At 73.1% G+C, this 16,325-nt stretch carries 14 protein-coding genes; 7 read left to right on the forward strand and 7 right to left on the reverse strand.

Going from position 1 to position 16,325, the window contains the following annotated elements; translation table 11 throughout:
- Positions 1–95: 95 nt before the first annotated feature.
- The 3 genes from Sdagh_RS25560 to Sdagh_RS25570 form a co-directional block, all read right to left on the reverse strand.
- Complete coding sequence (locus Sdagh_RS25560) at positions 96–2,366, reverse strand: ABC transporter permease (protein WP_190078242.1); 2,271 nt, start codon at positions 2,364–2,366, stop codon at positions 96–98.
- A gap of 64 nt (positions 2,367–2,430) precedes the next feature.
- On the reverse strand, positions 2,431–3,195 hold the full coding sequence (locus tag Sdagh_RS25565; protein WP_370594935.1) for an ABC transporter ATP-binding protein: 765 nt from the start codon (positions 3,193–3,195) through the stop codon (positions 2,431–2,433).
- The gene (locus tag Sdagh_RS25570; RefSeq protein ID WP_189422250.1) at positions 3,177–3,692 is read right to left on the reverse strand and encodes a PadR family transcriptional regulator; all 516 of its coding nucleotides are present in this window, start codon (positions 3,690–3,692) and stop codon (positions 3,177–3,179) included. The genes Sdagh_RS25565 and Sdagh_RS25570 overlap by 19 nt, the downstream gene beginning before the upstream one ends.
- A gap of 168 nt (positions 3,693–3,860) precedes the next feature.
- Here Sdagh_RS25570 and Sdagh_RS25575 point away from each other — a divergent pair, with 168 nt between their 5' ends.
- The 5 genes from Sdagh_RS25575 to Sdagh_RS25595 all read left to right on the forward strand — a co-directional run bounded on the left by Sdagh_RS25575 (position 3,861) and on the right by Sdagh_RS25595 (position 10,471).
- On the forward strand, positions 3,861–5,129 hold the full coding sequence (locus tag Sdagh_RS25575; RefSeq protein WP_190011836.1) for an ABC transporter substrate-binding protein: 1,269 nt from the start codon (positions 3,861–3,863) through the stop codon (positions 5,127–5,129).
- Positions 5,130–5,253: 124 nt separating this feature from the next.
- Positions 5,254–6,900 carry a glycoside hydrolase family 13 protein gene (locus tag Sdagh_RS25580; protein WP_226535786.1) on the forward strand — a complete coding sequence of 549 codons (1,647 nt, stop codon included), beginning with the start codon at positions 5,254–5,256 and terminating at the stop codon, positions 6,898–6,900.
- A gap of 35 nt (positions 6,901–6,935) precedes the next feature.
- Positions 6,936–8,264: an ABC transporter substrate-binding protein gene (locus tag Sdagh_RS25585; RefSeq protein ID WP_189422253.1), complete on the forward strand. Its 1,329-nt coding sequence runs from the start codon at positions 6,936–6,938 to the stop codon at positions 8,262–8,264.
- 6 nt (positions 8,265–8,270) lie between these two features.
- On the forward strand, positions 8,271–9,635 hold the full coding sequence (locus Sdagh_RS25590) for a carbohydrate ABC transporter permease (RefSeq protein ID WP_190011835.1): 1,365 nt from the start codon (positions 8,271–8,273) through the stop codon (positions 9,633–9,635).
- Positions 9,632–10,471, forward strand: a complete 840-nt coding sequence (locus Sdagh_RS25595; RefSeq protein WP_190078765.1) for a carbohydrate ABC transporter permease — start codon at positions 9,632–9,634, stop codon at positions 10,469–10,471. The genes Sdagh_RS25590 and Sdagh_RS25595 overlap by 4 nt, the downstream gene beginning before the upstream one ends.
- Before the next feature lie 16 nt (positions 10,472–10,487).
- Here the strand turns inward: Sdagh_RS25595 and Sdagh_RS25600 are convergent, their stop codons facing one another.
- The 4 genes from Sdagh_RS25600 to Sdagh_RS25615 all read right to left on the reverse strand — a co-directional run bounded on the left by Sdagh_RS25600 (position 10,488) and on the right by Sdagh_RS25615 (position 14,428).
- A complete protein-coding gene (locus tag Sdagh_RS25600) occupies positions 10,488–10,892 on the reverse strand; it encodes an SsgA family sporulation/cell division regulator (RefSeq protein ID WP_190011833.1) in 405 nt (134 codons plus the stop codon).
- Positions 10,893–11,190: 298 nt separating this feature from the next.
- Positions 11,191–11,688: a MaoC family dehydratase gene (locus Sdagh_RS25605; protein ID WP_189422261.1), complete on the reverse strand. Its 498-nt coding sequence runs from the start codon at positions 11,686–11,688 to the stop codon at positions 11,191–11,193.
- A complete protein-coding gene (locus tag Sdagh_RS25610) occupies positions 11,685–12,662 on the reverse strand; it encodes an SMP-30/gluconolactonase/LRE family protein (RefSeq protein WP_189422263.1) in 978 nt (325 codons plus the stop codon). Before Sdagh_RS25610 ends, Sdagh_RS25605 begins: the two co-directional genes overlap by 4 nt.
- A 23-nt stretch (positions 12,663–12,685) precedes the next feature.
- Entirely contained in the window at positions 12,686–14,428 is a 1,743-nt protein-coding gene (locus tag Sdagh_RS25615) for a pyruvate dehydrogenase (protein ID WP_190078764.1), read from the reverse strand.
- A 274-nt stretch (positions 14,429–14,702) separates the two neighbouring features.
- On the opposite strand from Sdagh_RS25615, the gene Sdagh_RS25620 reads away from it, so the two are divergent.
- Together Sdagh_RS25620 and Sdagh_RS25625 are read left to right on the forward strand one after the other, a co-directional pair.
- A complete protein-coding gene (locus Sdagh_RS25620) occupies positions 14,703–15,428 on the forward strand; it encodes an alpha/beta fold hydrolase (protein ID WP_190078800.1) in 726 nt (241 codons plus the stop codon).
- A gap of 28 nt (positions 15,429–15,456) precedes the next feature.
- Positions 15,457–16,311, forward strand: a complete 855-nt coding sequence (locus Sdagh_RS25625) for an alpha/beta fold hydrolase (protein ID WP_190078546.1) — start codon at positions 15,457–15,459, stop codon at positions 16,309–16,311.
- Positions 16,312–16,325 lie beyond the last annotated feature (14 nt).

Here is a 16,325-nt window from a genome sequence, read left to right on the forward strand (position 1 = left end):
GTGTTCAAGCGCCTGACCATGCACTATCAAGCAGAAGCAGTGCACTGTCGAACAACTTCTCTCCCGGCCGGGGGTGTTGCCCGTCTGAGGGAAGGTCAGCGCACCGGGTCGGGGCGGTGGCGGCGCACCGTGCGGGCGGCGGAGAGCGTGGCGAGGACGGCGGCGCCGGCCACCGCGGTCAGCGCGAACACCGCCAGCGGGCCGGCCGGCGGCACGTGGGCGAGCCCGCCGCCGACGCCGGTCGCGCGGGCCTGCGCGTCGATCAGCCACCGGGCGGCCGGCAGCCCCGCCGCGAGGGCGATGCCGACGGCGGCCAGACAGGTGCACAGCACGGCCACGGTGAACGACGCGATGACCTGACGGGGCGACAGTCCGAGGGCCTGGAGGGCGAGTACGTCCTGGCGTCCCTCGCGGACGGCGGCGCCGATCGCGGTGAGCAGTTCGACCAGCCCGATGAAGGCGAGGACCGCGATCAGCCCGGCGACGACCTGGCGCAGCGGGGCGAGCCCGTCGACGGGGTTGGCCACGGTGTGCACGTCGAGGCGGCCGTCCGCCAGGGCGGTGAGGCGGGCGGCGACCGCGTCGGCGTCGGCGCCCGGGACGAGCCGTACGTCGTAACGGGTGGGGCGGGTCGCGGTGGCGTCGACGCGCAGGCTGTCCAGGGCGGTGGAGACGACCCGGCCCGAGTTCTCCGGTTCGATGGCGCGGCCCACGATGTGCAGGATCTGCGGGCGGGCACCGACCGTCATCCGCACCCAGTCGCCGACGCGTATCTGGAGGAGGTCGAGGAGACCTTGGCCGGCCACCGCCTCGCGGGGTCCGCGCGGCGGGCGTCCCTCGGCGAGCGCGTACGGGTAGGGCTCCTGGCGGGTGCCGACGCCGCGCAGGGCGATGGTGGCGGTCTGGCCCGGTACCAGGGCGCTCAGCTCGACGCCCGGGTAGACGGCGATGACGCGCGGGTCGCGACCGAGGAGTGCGCGGACCTCGGCGGGGCCCAGGCCGTCGCCCTGCGCGCGCAGCGCGGCGGCGCGGCCCGCCTGTTCGGGGTGGTCGTGGAGGCGGTCGATGGTGGTCCAGGCGCTCATGGCCACGACGATCAGCAGCAGGGGCAGGGCCAGCCGGCCCAGGGTGGCCAGGGAGCGGCCCCGGCGGGCCGCGACGCGGTGCGCCCCGAGGAGCAGGGCGGGCGGCAGTCCCCGGCCGAGTGCCGAGCGGACGAGGGGGGACAGCGCGGCGCCCGGGTGCGTGACCTGCGGGGAGGAGGGCACGGCCGGCACGCGGCCGGCGCGCAGCGCGGCCCGCGCCGTGGCGACACCGATGAACAGCACGGTGCCCGCCACCACGGCGAGCAGGCCGGCCGTGTGCGACGGCAGGCCCTGCCAGACGGTGAGCGCCTCCCCGAGGCGGCCGGGCAGGCGGCTGCCGGTGCCGGTGACGAGCAGGGCCGCGCCGACGGCGCCCAGCACCGCCTGGACGAGGTGCTGGAGCACGAAGACGCCGACGACCTGGCCGGGGGTGAAGCCGATCGCCTTGAGGACCGCGATGTCACGCAGGTGGCCCCGGACGCGGGTGCCGATCGCGCCGTGCACGGCGAGACAGGCGGCGGCGAGCGCGGCCAGGCCGAACAGGCCGAGCACCTGGCCGAGCAGCCGGTCGTCGCCCTGGGCCCGGGAGCGGGCCTGCTGCCACGTCGTCACCTCGCCGACGGTGCCGGCGCCGAGGACGGTGACCGCCCGCTGGACGGCGTAGTCGGTGCCGTCCGGGTCGGTCAGCCGCAGGTCGGTGACCTGGCCGTCGGGGGCGCGCAGGGCGTCCGGGAGCGCCCAGACCGTGCCGGGCCGCTCCCCGGGCGCGTAGCCGGGTCCGGCGCTGTCGGCGACTCCGGTGACGGTGAGGGTCCGGGCGGTGCCGGGCAGGGTGAGGGTGTCGCCGGGTCCGGCCAGCAGGGCGCGGGCGAGGCCGCTCTCCAGGACCACGCCGTCGGGCTGGGCGGGGCGCGGCCAGCGGCCGGCGGTGAGCAGGGGGCGGCCCACCGCCGGCGGTGCGGGCGTGCCGCGCAGTTCGGCGGAGGCGCGGACGCCGTGGGTGGCGAGGGTCACCGACTCCGTGGGGTAGGGGCCGGAGACGGTGTCGACGCCGTCCAGGCCGGCGAGCCGGCGGGGGTCGGCGGAGGTGTCGGTGTGGAGGGTGACGTGGGCGCCGTTCGAGCGGGTGAAGATCCGCTGCCACGGGTTGGTGGCGTAGGCGAACAGGGCCGTCGCCAGCAGCAGGGAGGCGACGATGCCCCCGGTGGCGAGGACGTGGAAGAGCGCCTGTCCGCGGTGCCGGTGGAAGTCGGCCCGTGCCCAGCGCAGGATGGCCCGCACCCCGTCACCGTCCTCTCTCGTGCCCGCCGGTCCGCGGGCCGGCCGTACCCCGGTGGTCCACCCGTCAGTCCCTCAGCCGGAGCACGCCCGAGGCGCCGGGGGCGCGCAGCGGGCCGGCGCTCAGGACGGCGTCGTCCACGATCCGGCCGTCGAAGAAGCTGATGACCCGGTCCGCGGCGCTGGCCAGGCGGGCGTCGTGGGTGACGAGGACGATGGTCTGGCCGCGGGCGTGGAAGCGGGTCAGGAGCCGGGTGACCTCGCGGGTGCCGCGGCTGTCGAGGCTGCCGGCGGGCTCGTCGGCGAGCAGCAGGTCGGGCTGGTTGACCAGGGCGCGGGCGAGGGCGACGCGCTGCTGTTCGCCGCCGGACAGCTCGCCCGGCATGTTGCGTTCCTTGCCGTCCAGGCCGAGTTCGGCGAGGAGTTCGGCGCGGCGGGCGCGGGCCCGGCGGGCCGGGGTGCCGGCGAGCAGGGCGGGCAGTTCGACGTTGTCCGCGACGCTGAGGTCGGAGACGAGGTTGAAGAACTGGAAGACGAGGCCGATGCGGGTGCGGCGTTCCACCGCCCAGCGGGCCTCGTCGTACTCCTCCGTGCGGGCGCCGTCCAGGCGTATGTGCCCGGCGTCGGGCCGCTGGAGGCCGGCGAGCAGGTGGAGCAGGGTCGACTTGCCGGCGCCGGAGGGGCCGGTGACGGCGACGAACTCGCCGCGCCGCACGGTGAGGTCGACCCCGCGCACGGCGTGCGCGGGCGCGCCCTGGCCGTGGTGGGTCTTGACGAGCCCCTCGGCGTGCAGAAGGGGGACGGCGTCCTCGCTCACTGCGGTCTCTCCCATTCCTCCTGGCACCGCTCCAGCCAGTCCAGGTCGGCCTGGAGGTGCAGCATGGCGCCCTCGATCAGCAGCTGGGAGACGCGGTTGTCGCGGTCTTCCGCGGCGGCGAGCTTCGACAGGGAGCGCATGGTGTTCAGGTACTGGCGCCGCTGCTTGTTGATGAGGGCGATCCGGTCGGCGAGCCCGGTGCGCGGGGCGAGGGCGAGCTTCATGAAGAACTCGTCCCTGACCCGCGGCTCCTCCGAGGTCTCCTCGAACCAGGCCTGCACCGCCTCGCGGCCGGCGTCGGTCAGGTGGTAGGTCTTCTTGTTGGGCCGGCCGGACTGCTCCACTTCCTCGCCGTCGATGAGCCCCGACTTCTCCAGGCGACCGAGGGTGACGTAGATCTGGCCGATGTTCGGCTGAGGGTATGCCGCGCCCAGCAGTTGTTCAAGATCCTGCTTCAGCTCGTAGCCGTGGGCGGGGCCTTGGGCCAGCAGGGCCAGGAGAGGCAGCCGCACTTGCGCTCTCCACCTCGTCTCCGTGTCGGTCCGGCGGGCCGGGCGACCACGGGCGGGTGCGCCGGATGTCCGCCGGGCCGTAGCCCCTAGTATCGCGCATGCCTAACAGGTATACATGCTGGTGGCGTCGTGGCGAAGGGGCCCGGTGCTGTGGAACGGGAGGGGCGCATGGGAAGGACGCGCGCCTCCGGCCGGGTTCTGCTGGTCCTGCTGGTGCTCCTGTCCGGTTATGTCTCCGCCGGTACGCGGGCCGAGGGGGCCGGGGCCGGCCGGGGTCCGCTGACCCTGGCGACCGCCGGTGACCTGACCGGGTACCTGGGTCCGTTGCTGGCGCGGTGGAACCGCGCCCACCCGGCGGAGAAGGTGACCCTGGTCGAACTGCCGGACTCCGCCGACGAGACCCGTGAGCAGATGGAGACGGATCTGCGCGGCGCCGGCGGCGGCCGGTTCGACGTGCTCAACATCGATGTCGGCTGGACCTCGCGGTTCGCCGCCGCGGGGTGGGTCCGGCCGCTGTCCCGGGAGCGTTTCCCGCTGGACGGGTTCCTTCCGCCGGTCGTCGACACGGCCACATACGAGGGCCGGCTGTACGCCGTGCCGTACGTCACCAACGCGGGGCTGCTGCTGTACCGCAAGGACGTCCTCGCGCGCGCGGGACTGTCCGCGCCGCGCACCTGGGCCGAGCTGGAGCGGGCCGCGGCGACGGTGGCGCCGGAGTACGGACTCGACGGTTACGCGGGGCAGTTGCTGCCGTACGAGGGGCTGACGGTGAACACCGCGGAGGCGGTGTACTCGGCGGGCGGCACCCTCCTGGACGACGACGGCGGGCGGGTCACCGCGGACTCCCCGGCCGCCCGCGAGGGCATCGCCTTCCTCGCCCGGGGCGTGCGCGAGGGCTGGATACCGCGCGCGGCGCTGTCGTACACGGAGGAGGAGTCCAAGCGGGCCTTCGAGGACGGGCACCTGCTCTTCCTGCGCAACTGGCCCTACGCGTACGTCGCCGCGGACTCCCCCGGTTCGGCGGTCGCGGGGGACGTGGGCGTCGTCCGGCTGCCGGGGCCGGACGGGCCGGGCACCAGTGTGCTCGGCGGGTCCAACCTGGCCGTGGCCGCGCACGCCCGGCATCCCGACTCGGCGCAGCGGCTGATCGCGTACCTGACGAGCACGCCGGTGCAGCGCCGGGTCCTCACCCAAGGCGCCCTGCCGCCGGTGCGGGCCGCGCTGTACGAGGACCCCGGCCTGGTGCGGCGGTTCCCGTACCTGCCGGTGCTGCGCGACGCGGTCCTGTCGGCCGCGCCGCGGCCCAAGAGCCCGCGCTACGACCAGGTGAGCCTGGTGGTGCAGGCGGTCGCGCAGGACGCCCTGACCGGCCGGCTGTCCCCGGACGCGGCGGTACGGCGGCTGGCCGCGGAGCTGGCCGCGGTCGCCGAGCGCTGATCTCCCTACTTACGCGTTAGGTATGCACGTCGGGGCATTTCCCTGTTCAAGCCATTGACACGCGCGCGTCATCGCTACCTAACATGCATGCATAACAACCACGCCTCACAGACAGGCACATGGGGTGATTTCCCAGCGCAACGACGCGCGCCACTGGTGGCGCGACGCGGTGATCTACCAGGTCTACGTCCGCAGCTTCCTCGACAGCACGGGCGACGGCATCGGCGACCTGGCCGGCGTCCGGGCCGGCCTTCCGTACCTCAAGAAACTGGGGGTCGACGGCATCTGGCTGAGCCCGTTCTACCCCTCGCCGCAGCACGACCACGGCTACGACGTCGCCGACTACCGCGACGTGGACCCGGTCTTCGGCGACCTCGGCGAGTTCGACCTGCTGGTGGCGGCGGCCCGCCGGCTGGGTATCCGTGTCCTGCTCGACATCGTGCCCAACCACTGCTCCAGCGAGCACCCGTCCTTCCGCGAGGCGCTGGCAGCGCCGCCCGGCAGTGCCGCCCGCGCCCGCTTCCACTTCGCCGACGGACGGGGGCCGGACGGGTCCGAGCCGCCCAACAACTGGCACGCCATGTTCGGCGGGCCCGCCTGGAGCCGGGTCACCGAGGCCGACGGCAGCCCCGGCCAGTGGTACCTGCACATGTTCACGCCGGAGCAGCCCGACTGGAACTGGCGCAACCCCGAGGTCCCGGCCTACTTCGACCAGGTGCTGCGGTTCTGGCTGGACCGGGGCGTCGACGGCTTCCGCATCGACGTGGCCGCCGGCCTGTTCAAGCACCCCGGACTGCCGGACTCCCCCGACCCGGAGGCCGACGCCCGCACCCGCGACTCGGTCAACCCGCTCGCCTGGAACCAGCCCGAGGTGCACGACGTGTGGCGGCACTGGCGGGCCGTCTGCGAGGAGTACACCGCCCGCGACGGCCGCGAGCGCCTCCTGGTCGGCGAGGTCTCCGTGCCCACCGCCCGCGAGCACGCCCGGTACGTCCGCCCCGACGAACTCCACCAGGCGTTCTTCTTCGACCTGCTCAGCGCGCCCTGGGACGTGGACGCCTTCCGCAAGGTGATCTCCGAGGCGATCCAGGACATCGCCGGCACCGGCTCCACCGTCACCTGGGTCCTCAACAACCACGACCAGGTCCGCACCGTCACCCGCTACGGCGAACCCGCCCCCGAGGGCAGCGGACTGGGCGCCGCCCGGGCCCGCGCCGCGGCGCTGCTGATGCTGGCGCTGCCCGGGGCCGCGTACATCTACCAGGGCGAGGAGCTGGGGCTGCCGGAGGTCGTCGACCTGCCCGACGACGTCCTCACCGACCCGATCTTCCGCCGCACCGGCAGCCGGGCCCGCATCCGGGACGGCTGCCGGGTACCGCTGCCCTGGTCGGGGCAGGCCTCGCCGTTCGGCTTCACCCAGGAGGCGGCGGACGTCAAGCCGTGGCTGCCGCAGCCGGAGTGGTTCGCCGAGCACGCCACCGACCGGGCCCTCGCGGACACCCGCTCGTTCTGGCACCTCTACCGTGACGGTCTCCAACTGCGGTCGAGTCTGCCCCAGTTGGGCGACGGCACGCTGCGCTGGCTGGACACCCCGCCCGGCATCCTCGCCTTCTCCCGCGGCGACGGCCTGGTCTGCGCGGTCAACTTCGGCACCGCGCCCACACCCGCCCCGGTCGCCGGGGAGCCGCTGCTCACCAGCGGCCCCTGCCCGCCCGGTGTCCTCGCCGGTTCGACCGCCGCCTGGTGGATCACCGACGGCACCCACGACTGACGTACGTCCCCGCACACCCCATGGAAAGGCCATCGATGATGATGCGACGCTCCACCCTGCTCACCGGCTGCACCGCCCTCGTCCTCGCGCTCGGCGCGACCGCCTGCGGCGGCGGCGAGCCGGTCGCCGCCGGCGGTGGTGACAAGAGCCTGGACGGCCGGACGGTCACCGTCGCCGGTGTCTGGTCCGGCAGCGAGCAGGAGAACTTCCAGAAGGTGCTGGACGCCTTCACCGCGAAGACCGGCGCGAAGACCGAGTTCGTCTCCACCGGTGACAACGTCTCCACGGTGGTCGGCAGCAAGATCGAGGGCGGGGACGCGCCCGACGTGGTGATGGTCCCGCAGGTCGGGGTGTTGCGGCAGTTCGCGGAGGCCGGCTGGCTGCAGCCGCTCGGCGCGGACGTGGAGAAGAACGTCGACGCCGGGTTCGCGAAGGTGTGGAAGGAGTACGGCAGCGTCGACGGCACGCTGTACGGCCTGTATTTCAAGGCCGCCCACAAGTCGACGGTCTGGTACGACCCCGAGTCCCTGGCCCAGGCCGGTGTCGAGGCGCCCGCCACCTGGGAGGAGATGCTGACGGCCGGGCACACCGTCTCCGACTCCGGACTCACCGCTTTCGCCGTGGCCGGGCAGGACGGCTGGACCCTCACCGACTGGTTCGAGAACGTCTACCTCTCACAGGCCGGGCCCGAGAAGTACGACGCGCTCGCCGCGCACGAGCTGAAGTGGACCGACCCGAGCGTGGTGAAGGCCCTCACCACCCTCGGCACCCTGTTCAAGGACAAGCAGCTCATCGCCGGCGGGCAGAAGGGCGCGCTGAACACCGACTTCCCCGGCTCGGTGGAGAAGGTGTTCGGCCCGGAGCCCGAGGCGGGCATGGTCTACGAGGGTGACTTCGTCGCCGGGGTGGCCAAGGACCAGTACCAGCGGACCATCGGCGAGGACGCCGACTTCTTCCCCTTCCCCGCCGTCGACGGCGGCCCGGCGCCGGTGGTCAGCGGCGGTGACGCCGCGGTCGTCCTCAAGGACGGCAAGCAGCGCGAGGCCGGGCTGGCGCTGGTGGAGTACCTGGCCACCCCGGAGGCCGCCGAGGTGTGGGCCGGCGCGGGCGGCTTCCTCTCCCCCAACAAGCAGGTCGACCCGGGCGCCTACGCCGACGACGTCACCCGGGCCACCGCGAAGTCCCTGGTCGCCGCGGGCGACACCGTCCGCTTCGACATGTCCGACCAGGCACCGGCGGCCTTCGGCGGCACCAAGGGCACCGGCGAGTGGAAGATCCTCCAGGACTTCCTGCGCGACCCGTCCGACCCGAAGGCCACGGCCGCCGCACTGGAGCAGGCCGCGGCCAAGGCGTACAAGGGCTGACCGGCGATGACCGACACCCTCGTCAAGGACGCCCGGCCCCCCGCCCCGCCGCGGCCCGGCACCGCCCCCGGCGGCCGGTCCCGGCGGCGCGGCCGGGCCGTCGCCCTGCTCTTCGTGCTGCCCGCGCTGCTCCTGCTGGGCGCGCTGGTCGTGTACCCGGTCCTGTTCTCCGTCGGCCGCAGCTTCTTCGACGCCTCCGGCACGCGCTTCATCGGCGTGGACAACTACACCGAGATGGTCCGGGACCCCGCGACCCTGAAGGCCATCCGCAACACGGTGGTCTGGGTCGTGGTCGCCCCGGTCCTGCTCACCGGCCTCGGACTGATCCTGGCCGTGCTGGTGGAGAAGGTCCGCTGGGCCACCGCGTTCAAGACGCTGCTGTTCCTGCCCATGGCGGTCTCCTTCCTCGCCGCCGGCATCATCTTCCGGCTCGCCTACGACGAGGACCCCGACAAGGGCGTGCTCAACGCGGCGGCCGTCGCCGTGCACGACGCCTTCGCGGGCACCTCGCCCTACCCGACCGCCCGCGCCCGCGACGGCCAGGGCCTCACCCACGCCGGTGACGGCTCGTACCGTACGGCGCGGACCGTCTCCCCCGGCGACACGGTGACCCTGCCCTTCGTCGGTGTCCTGCCCAAGGACCTCCCCGCCGGCACGAAGCGGGCCGGTGCGGCCGCCGCCCGCGGCGCCGCCCCCGGTGAGCTGCGCGGCGTCGCCTACCTCGACTTCGCGCCCGGCGGCAAGGGCGCCCCCGGCCAGGTCGACGCCGAGGAGCGCGGCCTGCCCGGCATGACCGTACGGGCGGTCCAGGACGGGCGGACCGCGGCCACCGCGACCACCGCGCCGGACGGCTCCTTCGCCTTCACCGGCCTCGACCCCGGCCGGTACACGCTGACCCTGCCCGCGGCGAACTTCGCCCCGCCCTACGACGGGATCTCCTGGCTCGGGCCGGCCCTCGTCACCCCCGCCATCATCGGCGCGTACCTGTGGATCTGGACCGGGTTCGCGATGGTCCTGATCGGCGCGGGCCTCGCCACCCTGCCGCGCGACGCGCTGGAGGCGGCGCGGATGGACGGCGCCAACGAGTGGCAGATCTTCCGCCGGATCACCGTCCCGCTGCTCGCGCCGGTGCTCACCGTGGTGTTCGTGACCCTGGTCATCAATGTGCTGAAGGTCTTCGACCTCGTCTACATCATCGCGCCCGGCCCGGTGCAGGAGGACGCCACCGTGCTCGCGACGCAGATGTGGCTGGTGTCCTTCGGCGGCGGCAACGACCAGGGCATGGGCAGCGCGCTGGGTGTCCTGCTGCTGCTGCTCGTGGTCCCCGCCATGGTGTTCAACGTCCGCCGTTTCCGAAGGAGTCAGCGATGACCGCCGTACGACGCCTGCTGGGCAAGGGGCTCGTCCAGGCCTTCCTCGTCCTCGTCGCCCTCGTCTGGCTCACCCCGCTGGCCGGCCTGTTCCTGTCGTCGCTGCGGTCGTCCGAGGACACCGCGAAGGGCGGCTGGTGGACGGCGCTGAGCAGCCCCGGGCAGCTCTCCTTCGACAACTACACGGCGCTGCTGGAGAACACCGGCATGACGCGGGCGCTGTGGAACACGGTGCTGATCTCGGTGCCGACGACCGTGCTGGTCGTGGTCGTCGCGTCACTCGCCGGGTACGCCTTCGCATGGCTGGAGTTCCCGGGCCGCGACGCGGTGTTCCTCGTCGTGGTGGCGCTGCTGGTGGTGCCGGTGCAGATCGGTCTGCTGCCGGTCGCCAAGCTCTTCGGGCAGCTGGGCCTGTTCGGCACCATTCCCGGTGTCATCCTCTTCCACGTCGCCTACGGGCTGCCGTTCGCGGTGTTCCTGCTGCGCAACTACTTCGCCGAGCTGCCCAAGGAGATGCTGGAGGCGGCCCGGATGGACGGCGGCGGCGAGTGGCGGATCTTCGCGCAGCTGATCCTGCCGGTGGGCAAGCCGGCCATCGCGTCGCTGGCCATCTTCCAGTTCCTGTGGGTGTGGAACGACATGCTGGTGGCGCTGCTGTTCGCGAACAGTTCCGCGCAGCCGCTGACGGTGGCGCTCCAGTCCCAGATCCGGCAGTTCGGCAGCAACATCGACGTCCTCGCGCCGGGCGCGTTCCTGTCCCTGGTGGTGCCCCTGGTGGTCTTCTTCGCCTTCCAGCGGCACTTCGTGCAGGGGGTGATGGCCGGGTCGGTGAAGTGACGGCCCTGCCGGGCGCTCACTCCGCGAGCTGGAGCAGCCGGTTCCAGTCGGCTCCTTCCAGCTCCGTGCCGCGGGGCACCATGGCGTAGGTGCCGTCGAGCCATGCGGCGACCGGTGCGGCCGGTATCTCGAACAGCGCGGTACGCGCGTCGCCGATCCGCAGGCAGAAGTGGGCCGGTCCGTCACCGTCGGCGCGGGACGGCCAGATCACCACCTCACCGTCACCACAGCGGGCGGCCATGCCCTCGGCCAGCAGGTCACGGCCGAAGACCCAGCGCACCGGGCGCAGGCCCGTTCTGCCGATGAGCAGCGTGACGGCGAGCGGGTCGTCCGTCCGGTAGGACAGCTCGCAGTTCAGGCGCAGGGAGAAGGAGAAGGACACCCGGTAGGTGATCCTCAGCGCAAGGGTGGACTGTCGCACGGTCGGCTCCTCGGAGAGCGGAGAGCGGGATGTGGTAGGCCGGGCGACGGGCTCTGTTCGTCGCGCGTGTCCGCACCATGTCCAGCCCCCCGGTCACGGCTCTCAGTCTCGGAGAGGGCCGCGTCGCGGTCTGTCGTGTGTCCCCTCCGGCCGCCTCGGGGCTCCCCCAGGCCGCTGTAGGGTCCACCCCACAGACACCCGCCCCCGCGCGGGGGCGGGTCTCCCGTGCCACCGCTCAGCCGAAAGGGGCACGCCTCACCGTCGAGGCGTGCCCCTTCCCCGTCCGTCCGCGGATCGCTCAGGAGCGTCGCAGCAGGTACTTGTGCTGGCCGGAGAGCACGAGTTCGCCGTGCTGGTTGTGCACGGTGGCGGCCGTGGTGACGACCCCGTTGTCGCCCCGGGGTTCCAGGGCGGTGACGGTGAGGGCGGGGTAGAGGGTGTCCCCGGCGTGCACCTCGGCCAGGAACTCGCAGGACAGCTCCAGGAAGCTGACGAACACCTCGCCGATGTGGTGCGGGAACAGCGTGGCGCCCGGCGCGGTGAAGGCGAGCACCTGAAGGCCGTGCACGACGGGCGCGGAGTGGCCGTGCCGGCGGGCGAACTCGGCGTCGTAGTGGATGGGGTGGTTGTCCGCGGACACCGTCTGGAAGGCGGCGGCGTGCGCGTCCGTCAGGGTACGGCTGGGGGCGCGGAAGACCTCGCCGACACGGAGGTCCTCGAAGGTGCGCGGCGGGACGACGGAGAAGGCCGCGGGGTCGAACGCGGCGGGCGTGGCATCGGGCCGGAGCTGGGTCATCGGGGTGTCCTTCCGGTGCGGGCGGCGAGGATGTTGGGGTCCTCGTCGGTGAAATAGGCCCCGCTGGCGATGTAGGCGGTGTCGCCGCGCACGGCGAGCGAGGTGGGGTTCTGCAGTCCGTCGGCACCGGTCAGTACGGTGCGGTGGCTGCCGTCGGACCGGACCCGGGCGATCTCGTTCTCGGCGTTGAGGGCGGCCAGGAGGGTGTCGCCGTGTCCGGTGAACGCGAAGTCGTCGATCTCGGTCAGACCGGTCGCCCGGGTCTGCACCGGACCCGCGGTGCCCCGTCCGGTGACCGGGATGCGCACGATGGTGCCCTGGTCGAGGTTGCTCACCCAGACCGCGCCGTCGTGCAGCTTGAGACCGTTGGCGCCGAGGAAGCCCTGGGAGTCCAGAGCGGGTGCGTCGGCCCAGCGGGTGGCCTTGCCGCCGGTGACGGGGATGCGCCAGACCGCGCCGAGTACGGAGTCGGCCGCGTACAGCCGGCCCGTCCGCTCGTCCAGGGCGAGGCCGTTGGGCAGTCCGTCCGCCGGGAGGGCGGCGACGCGCTGCGGGGTACCGCCGGGGCGCAGGCGCCACAGGCCGGTGAGATCGGCGCTTCCGGTGGCGTAGAGGAAGTACAGCGTGCCGTCCTGGGCGCGGACGATACCGCCGAGGAAGGGCGAGGAGAGGGCGGGGGTGACGGAGCCGGCCGGCGGCTGGGGCAGGGTGGCGAGGACGTGCACCGTGCCCCGGTGGTCGATCCGGGCGACCTGGCGGCTGTAGGCGAAGGTGACCACGGCGCCGCCGCCGGGTTCGAGGGCGATGTTCTCCGGGCGCTGTCCCTGGGTGATGTCCAGGTGGGCGAGGACGCGGGCGGTGCCGCGCGGGGCGGCGGACGCCAGGGGCGCGGGGCCGGCCGCCGCGAGGGCGAGGGCGGCCGTGAGGGCCGAGGCGATGAGGCCGGTGCGGATTCCCGCTCGGGTGACGCGCATGTCGTGCTGTTCTCCTCGGATGGTCAGGGTCGGGGGATGTTGCGCAGGTTGGTACGGGCCAGGTGGATCATGCGGCCGACCCCGCCGGTGAGGACGCTGCGGCCGGCGGCCAGCGCGAAGCCGCTGACCTGCTCGGCGGTGGTCTTCGGCGGGACGGCGAGCGCGTCGGGGTCGGTGACCACGTCGACCAGGACCGGCCCGTCGTGGGCGAACGCCTCGCGCAGCGCGCCGCGCAGGGCGGTCGGGGTGTCGACGCGGATGCCGCGCGCGCCGGCGGCGGTGGCGATGGCCGCGTAGTCGGTGTGCGGGTAGGAGGTGCCGTGCGGGGGCAGACCGTCGACCAGCATCTCCAGGTCGACCATGCCGAGCGAGGAGTTGTTGAAGACGACGACCTTGACGGGCAGGCCGTACTGGACGGCGGTGAGGAAGTCGCCCATCAGCATGGAGAAGCCGCCGTCGCCGGAGAGGGACACCACCTGCCGGCCGCGGTCCAGGAACTGGGCGCCGATGGCCTGCGGCAGGGCGTTGGCCATCGAGCCGTGCACGAACGAGCCGAGGATGCGGCGCCGGCCGTTGGGAGTGAGGTAACGGGCCGCCCACACACAGCACATGCCCGTGTCCACGGTGAACACGGCGTCGTCTGCGGCCTCCTCGTCCAGCACCGACGCCACGTACTCGGGGTGGATGGGGGTCATGGTCTCGACGTCGTGGGTGTAGGCGTGGACGGCCTTCTCCAGCGCGTGGACGTGCCGGTCGAGCATCCGGTCCAGGAACTGGCGGGAGCGCTTCTCCCGGACCATCGGCGTCAGGCACCTCAGCGTCTCGCGTACGTCGCCCCAGACCGCCAGCTCCAGCGGCGTCCGCCGGCCCAGCCGTTCGGGCTGGGTGTCGACCTGCACGGTCTTCACGTTCCGGGGCAGGAAGTTCTCGTACGGGAAGTCGGTGCCGAGCAGGATGAGCAGATCGGTCTCGTGCATCGCCTCGTAGGCGGCGCCGTACCCGAGGAGTCCCGACATGCCGACGTCGTACGGGTTGTCGTACTGGATGTGTTCCTTGCCGCGCAGGGCGTGGCCCACGGGGGACTTGACCTTCTCCGCGAACGCCATCACCTCCGCGTGCGCCCCGGCGACGCCCCGTCCGCAGAACAGGGTGACCTTGTCGGCGGCGTCCACGAGGTCGCGGAGCCTCGCCAGTTCCTGGTCGGCGGGGCGGATGGCGGGCAGGTCGAGCGGCATGGCCAGTTCGGCGCCGGCGCTCGGGGCGTCCTGGTCGGCCACGTCACCGGAGAGCGCCACCACCGACACCCCGCGCCGGCCCACCGCGTGCTGGATGGCCGTCTGCGCCACCCGGGGCATCTGCCGGGGCGAGGAGATCAGCTCGGAGTAGTGACTGCACTCCGCGAACAGCCGGTCCGGGTGGGTCTCCTGGAAGTACCCGGTGCCGATCTCGCCGCTGGGTATCTGTGCCGCCAGCGCGATCACCGGGGCCATCGACCGGTGGGCGTCGTACAAGCCGTTGATCAGGTGCAGGTTGCCCGGTCCGCAGGAGCCCGCGCAGGCGGCGAGCTTGCCGGTGAGCTGGGCCTCCGCACCGGCGGCGAAGGCGGCGACCTCCTCGTGCCGGACCTGGACCCAGTCGAGGGCGGTGTGCCGCCGCACGGCGTCGACGACGGGGTTGAGGCTGTCCCCCACCACTCCGTACACGCGTTCCACGCCCGCGCGGGCCAGTAGGTCGACGTACTGCTCGGCAATGCTCTGCTTGGCCACGGCACTCCTCGGGGTCGGTTGGCCTGAGGAGGCTCACGCTAGGAAGACCGCACGGGTTTTCTTGCCCGTCCGTGCACCGCCGGGGCACTTCGCGCGCACGGGCGGTCCCGGCCGTGGCACCTGGCCGTGTCCCGGCGCTCAGAGACCACCCAGAGGACGCGCAGAGCAAAGTCGCGGCTTCCGCACGGTCCTAGTTTGTCCCCAGGCCCACGGCCACCGCCCCTCGGCAGGGGCTCTTGTCACTCCGTACCGAGCAAGAGAAGCGAGTTCGTTCATGTCCCGTTCGCAGCAGCCCACCGTCGTCCTGGTCCACGGCGCGTTCGCCGACGCCTCCAGCTACGCCAGTGTCATCCCCGGCCTGCTCAAGCGCGGCCTCAAGGTCGTCGCCCCCGCCGTCCCCAACCGCAGCCTCATCGGCGACGCCGCCTACATCGCCTCCGTCATCCGCCAGATCGACGGCCCCGTCATCCTCGTCGGCCACTCCTACGGCGGCGCCGTCATCACCGTCGCCGGCGTCGAGGACAACGTCCAGGCCCTCGTCTACCTCTCCGGCTACGCCCTCGAAGTCGGCGAAAGCCTCGGCGAACTCCAGGGCCGCTTCCCCGACTCCGACCTCGCCGCCGCCCTCGTCTACACCCCTTTCCCCATCGAAGGCTCCGACACCCCCGGCACCGACGTCTCCGTCGAACCCGACAAGTTCCCCGCCATCTTCGCCGCCGACGTCGACCCCGACACCGCCAAGGTCCTCGCCGTCTCCCAGCGCCCCCTCGCCGCCCAGGCCTTCGCCGACGCCGCCCCCGCCGCCGCCTGGAAGACCAAGCCCTCCTGGGGCCTGGTCTCCTCCTCCGACCACACCATCAACCCCGACGTCGAACGCTTCGGCTACCAGCGCGCCGGCATGACCGTCACCGAGGTCGACTCCTCCCACCTCGTCATGCTCGCCCACCCCGCACGCGTCATCGCCCTCATCGAAGAAGCCATCGACGCCACCAGCAAGTAACACCGCACCTCACCCCGGGAAGCCACCGATGAACAGACCCCTGACCCGTCGCACCGTGACCACGTCCATGCTGGCCGGAGCGGCCGCGCTGGGAGCCACGGGCCTCGCCCACGGCACCCCGGCGCACACCACCGCCGGTACCGCGAGCGCCGCCTCCGGTGCGGTCGAGCCCACCATCGTCCTCGCCCACGGCGCCTTCACCGACGCCTCGAGCTGGTCCGCCGTCATCGAGCGGCTGCTCAAGAAGGGCCACCGCGTCATCGCCCCGCCGATCCCGTTGCGCGGCGTGGCGAGCGACGCCGCCTACCTCCGCAGCGTCATGGACAGCGTCGAGGGCCCCGTCGTCCTGGTGGGTCACTCCTACGGCGGTTCGGTGATCAGCCGTGCCGCCGTCGGTTCCGCCCAGGTCAAGGCTCTCGTCTACATCGCCGCCTTCGTGCCCGACGTCGGTGAGAGCGCCGCCGAGCTGTCCGACAAGTTCCCGGGCAGCTCCCTGGCGAGCACCACCGTCACCCAGAAGTACCCGCTGGCGGGCGGCGGGCAGGGCGACGAACTCCTCATCCGGCAGGACGCCTTCCACCGGCAGTTCGCCGCCGGGGTGCCCCGCACCACCGCGGACACCATGGCCGTGGGACAGCGTCCCATCACCGTGGCCGCCCTCCAGGAGCCGGCCACCGCGGCCGCCTGGAAGAAGCTGCCCACCTGGTACCTCATCGCCACCGAGGACCGCAACATCCCGCCGAAGGCGCAGCGCTGGATGGCCGCCCGTGCCAAGGCCCACGTGCACGCCGTCGACGCCCCGCACGCCGTCTCCGTCAGCGACCCCCGCGCGGTGACCGACGTGATCCGCCACGCCGTCCGGTCCGTGCGCTCCGGTCACTGAGCCCGCTCGTCTCC

It is taken from the genome of Streptomyces daghestanicus (assembly GCF_020521275.1).
Lineage (GTDB): Bacteria > Actinomycetota > Actinomycetes > Streptomycetales > Streptomycetaceae > Streptomyces > Streptomyces griseoviridis.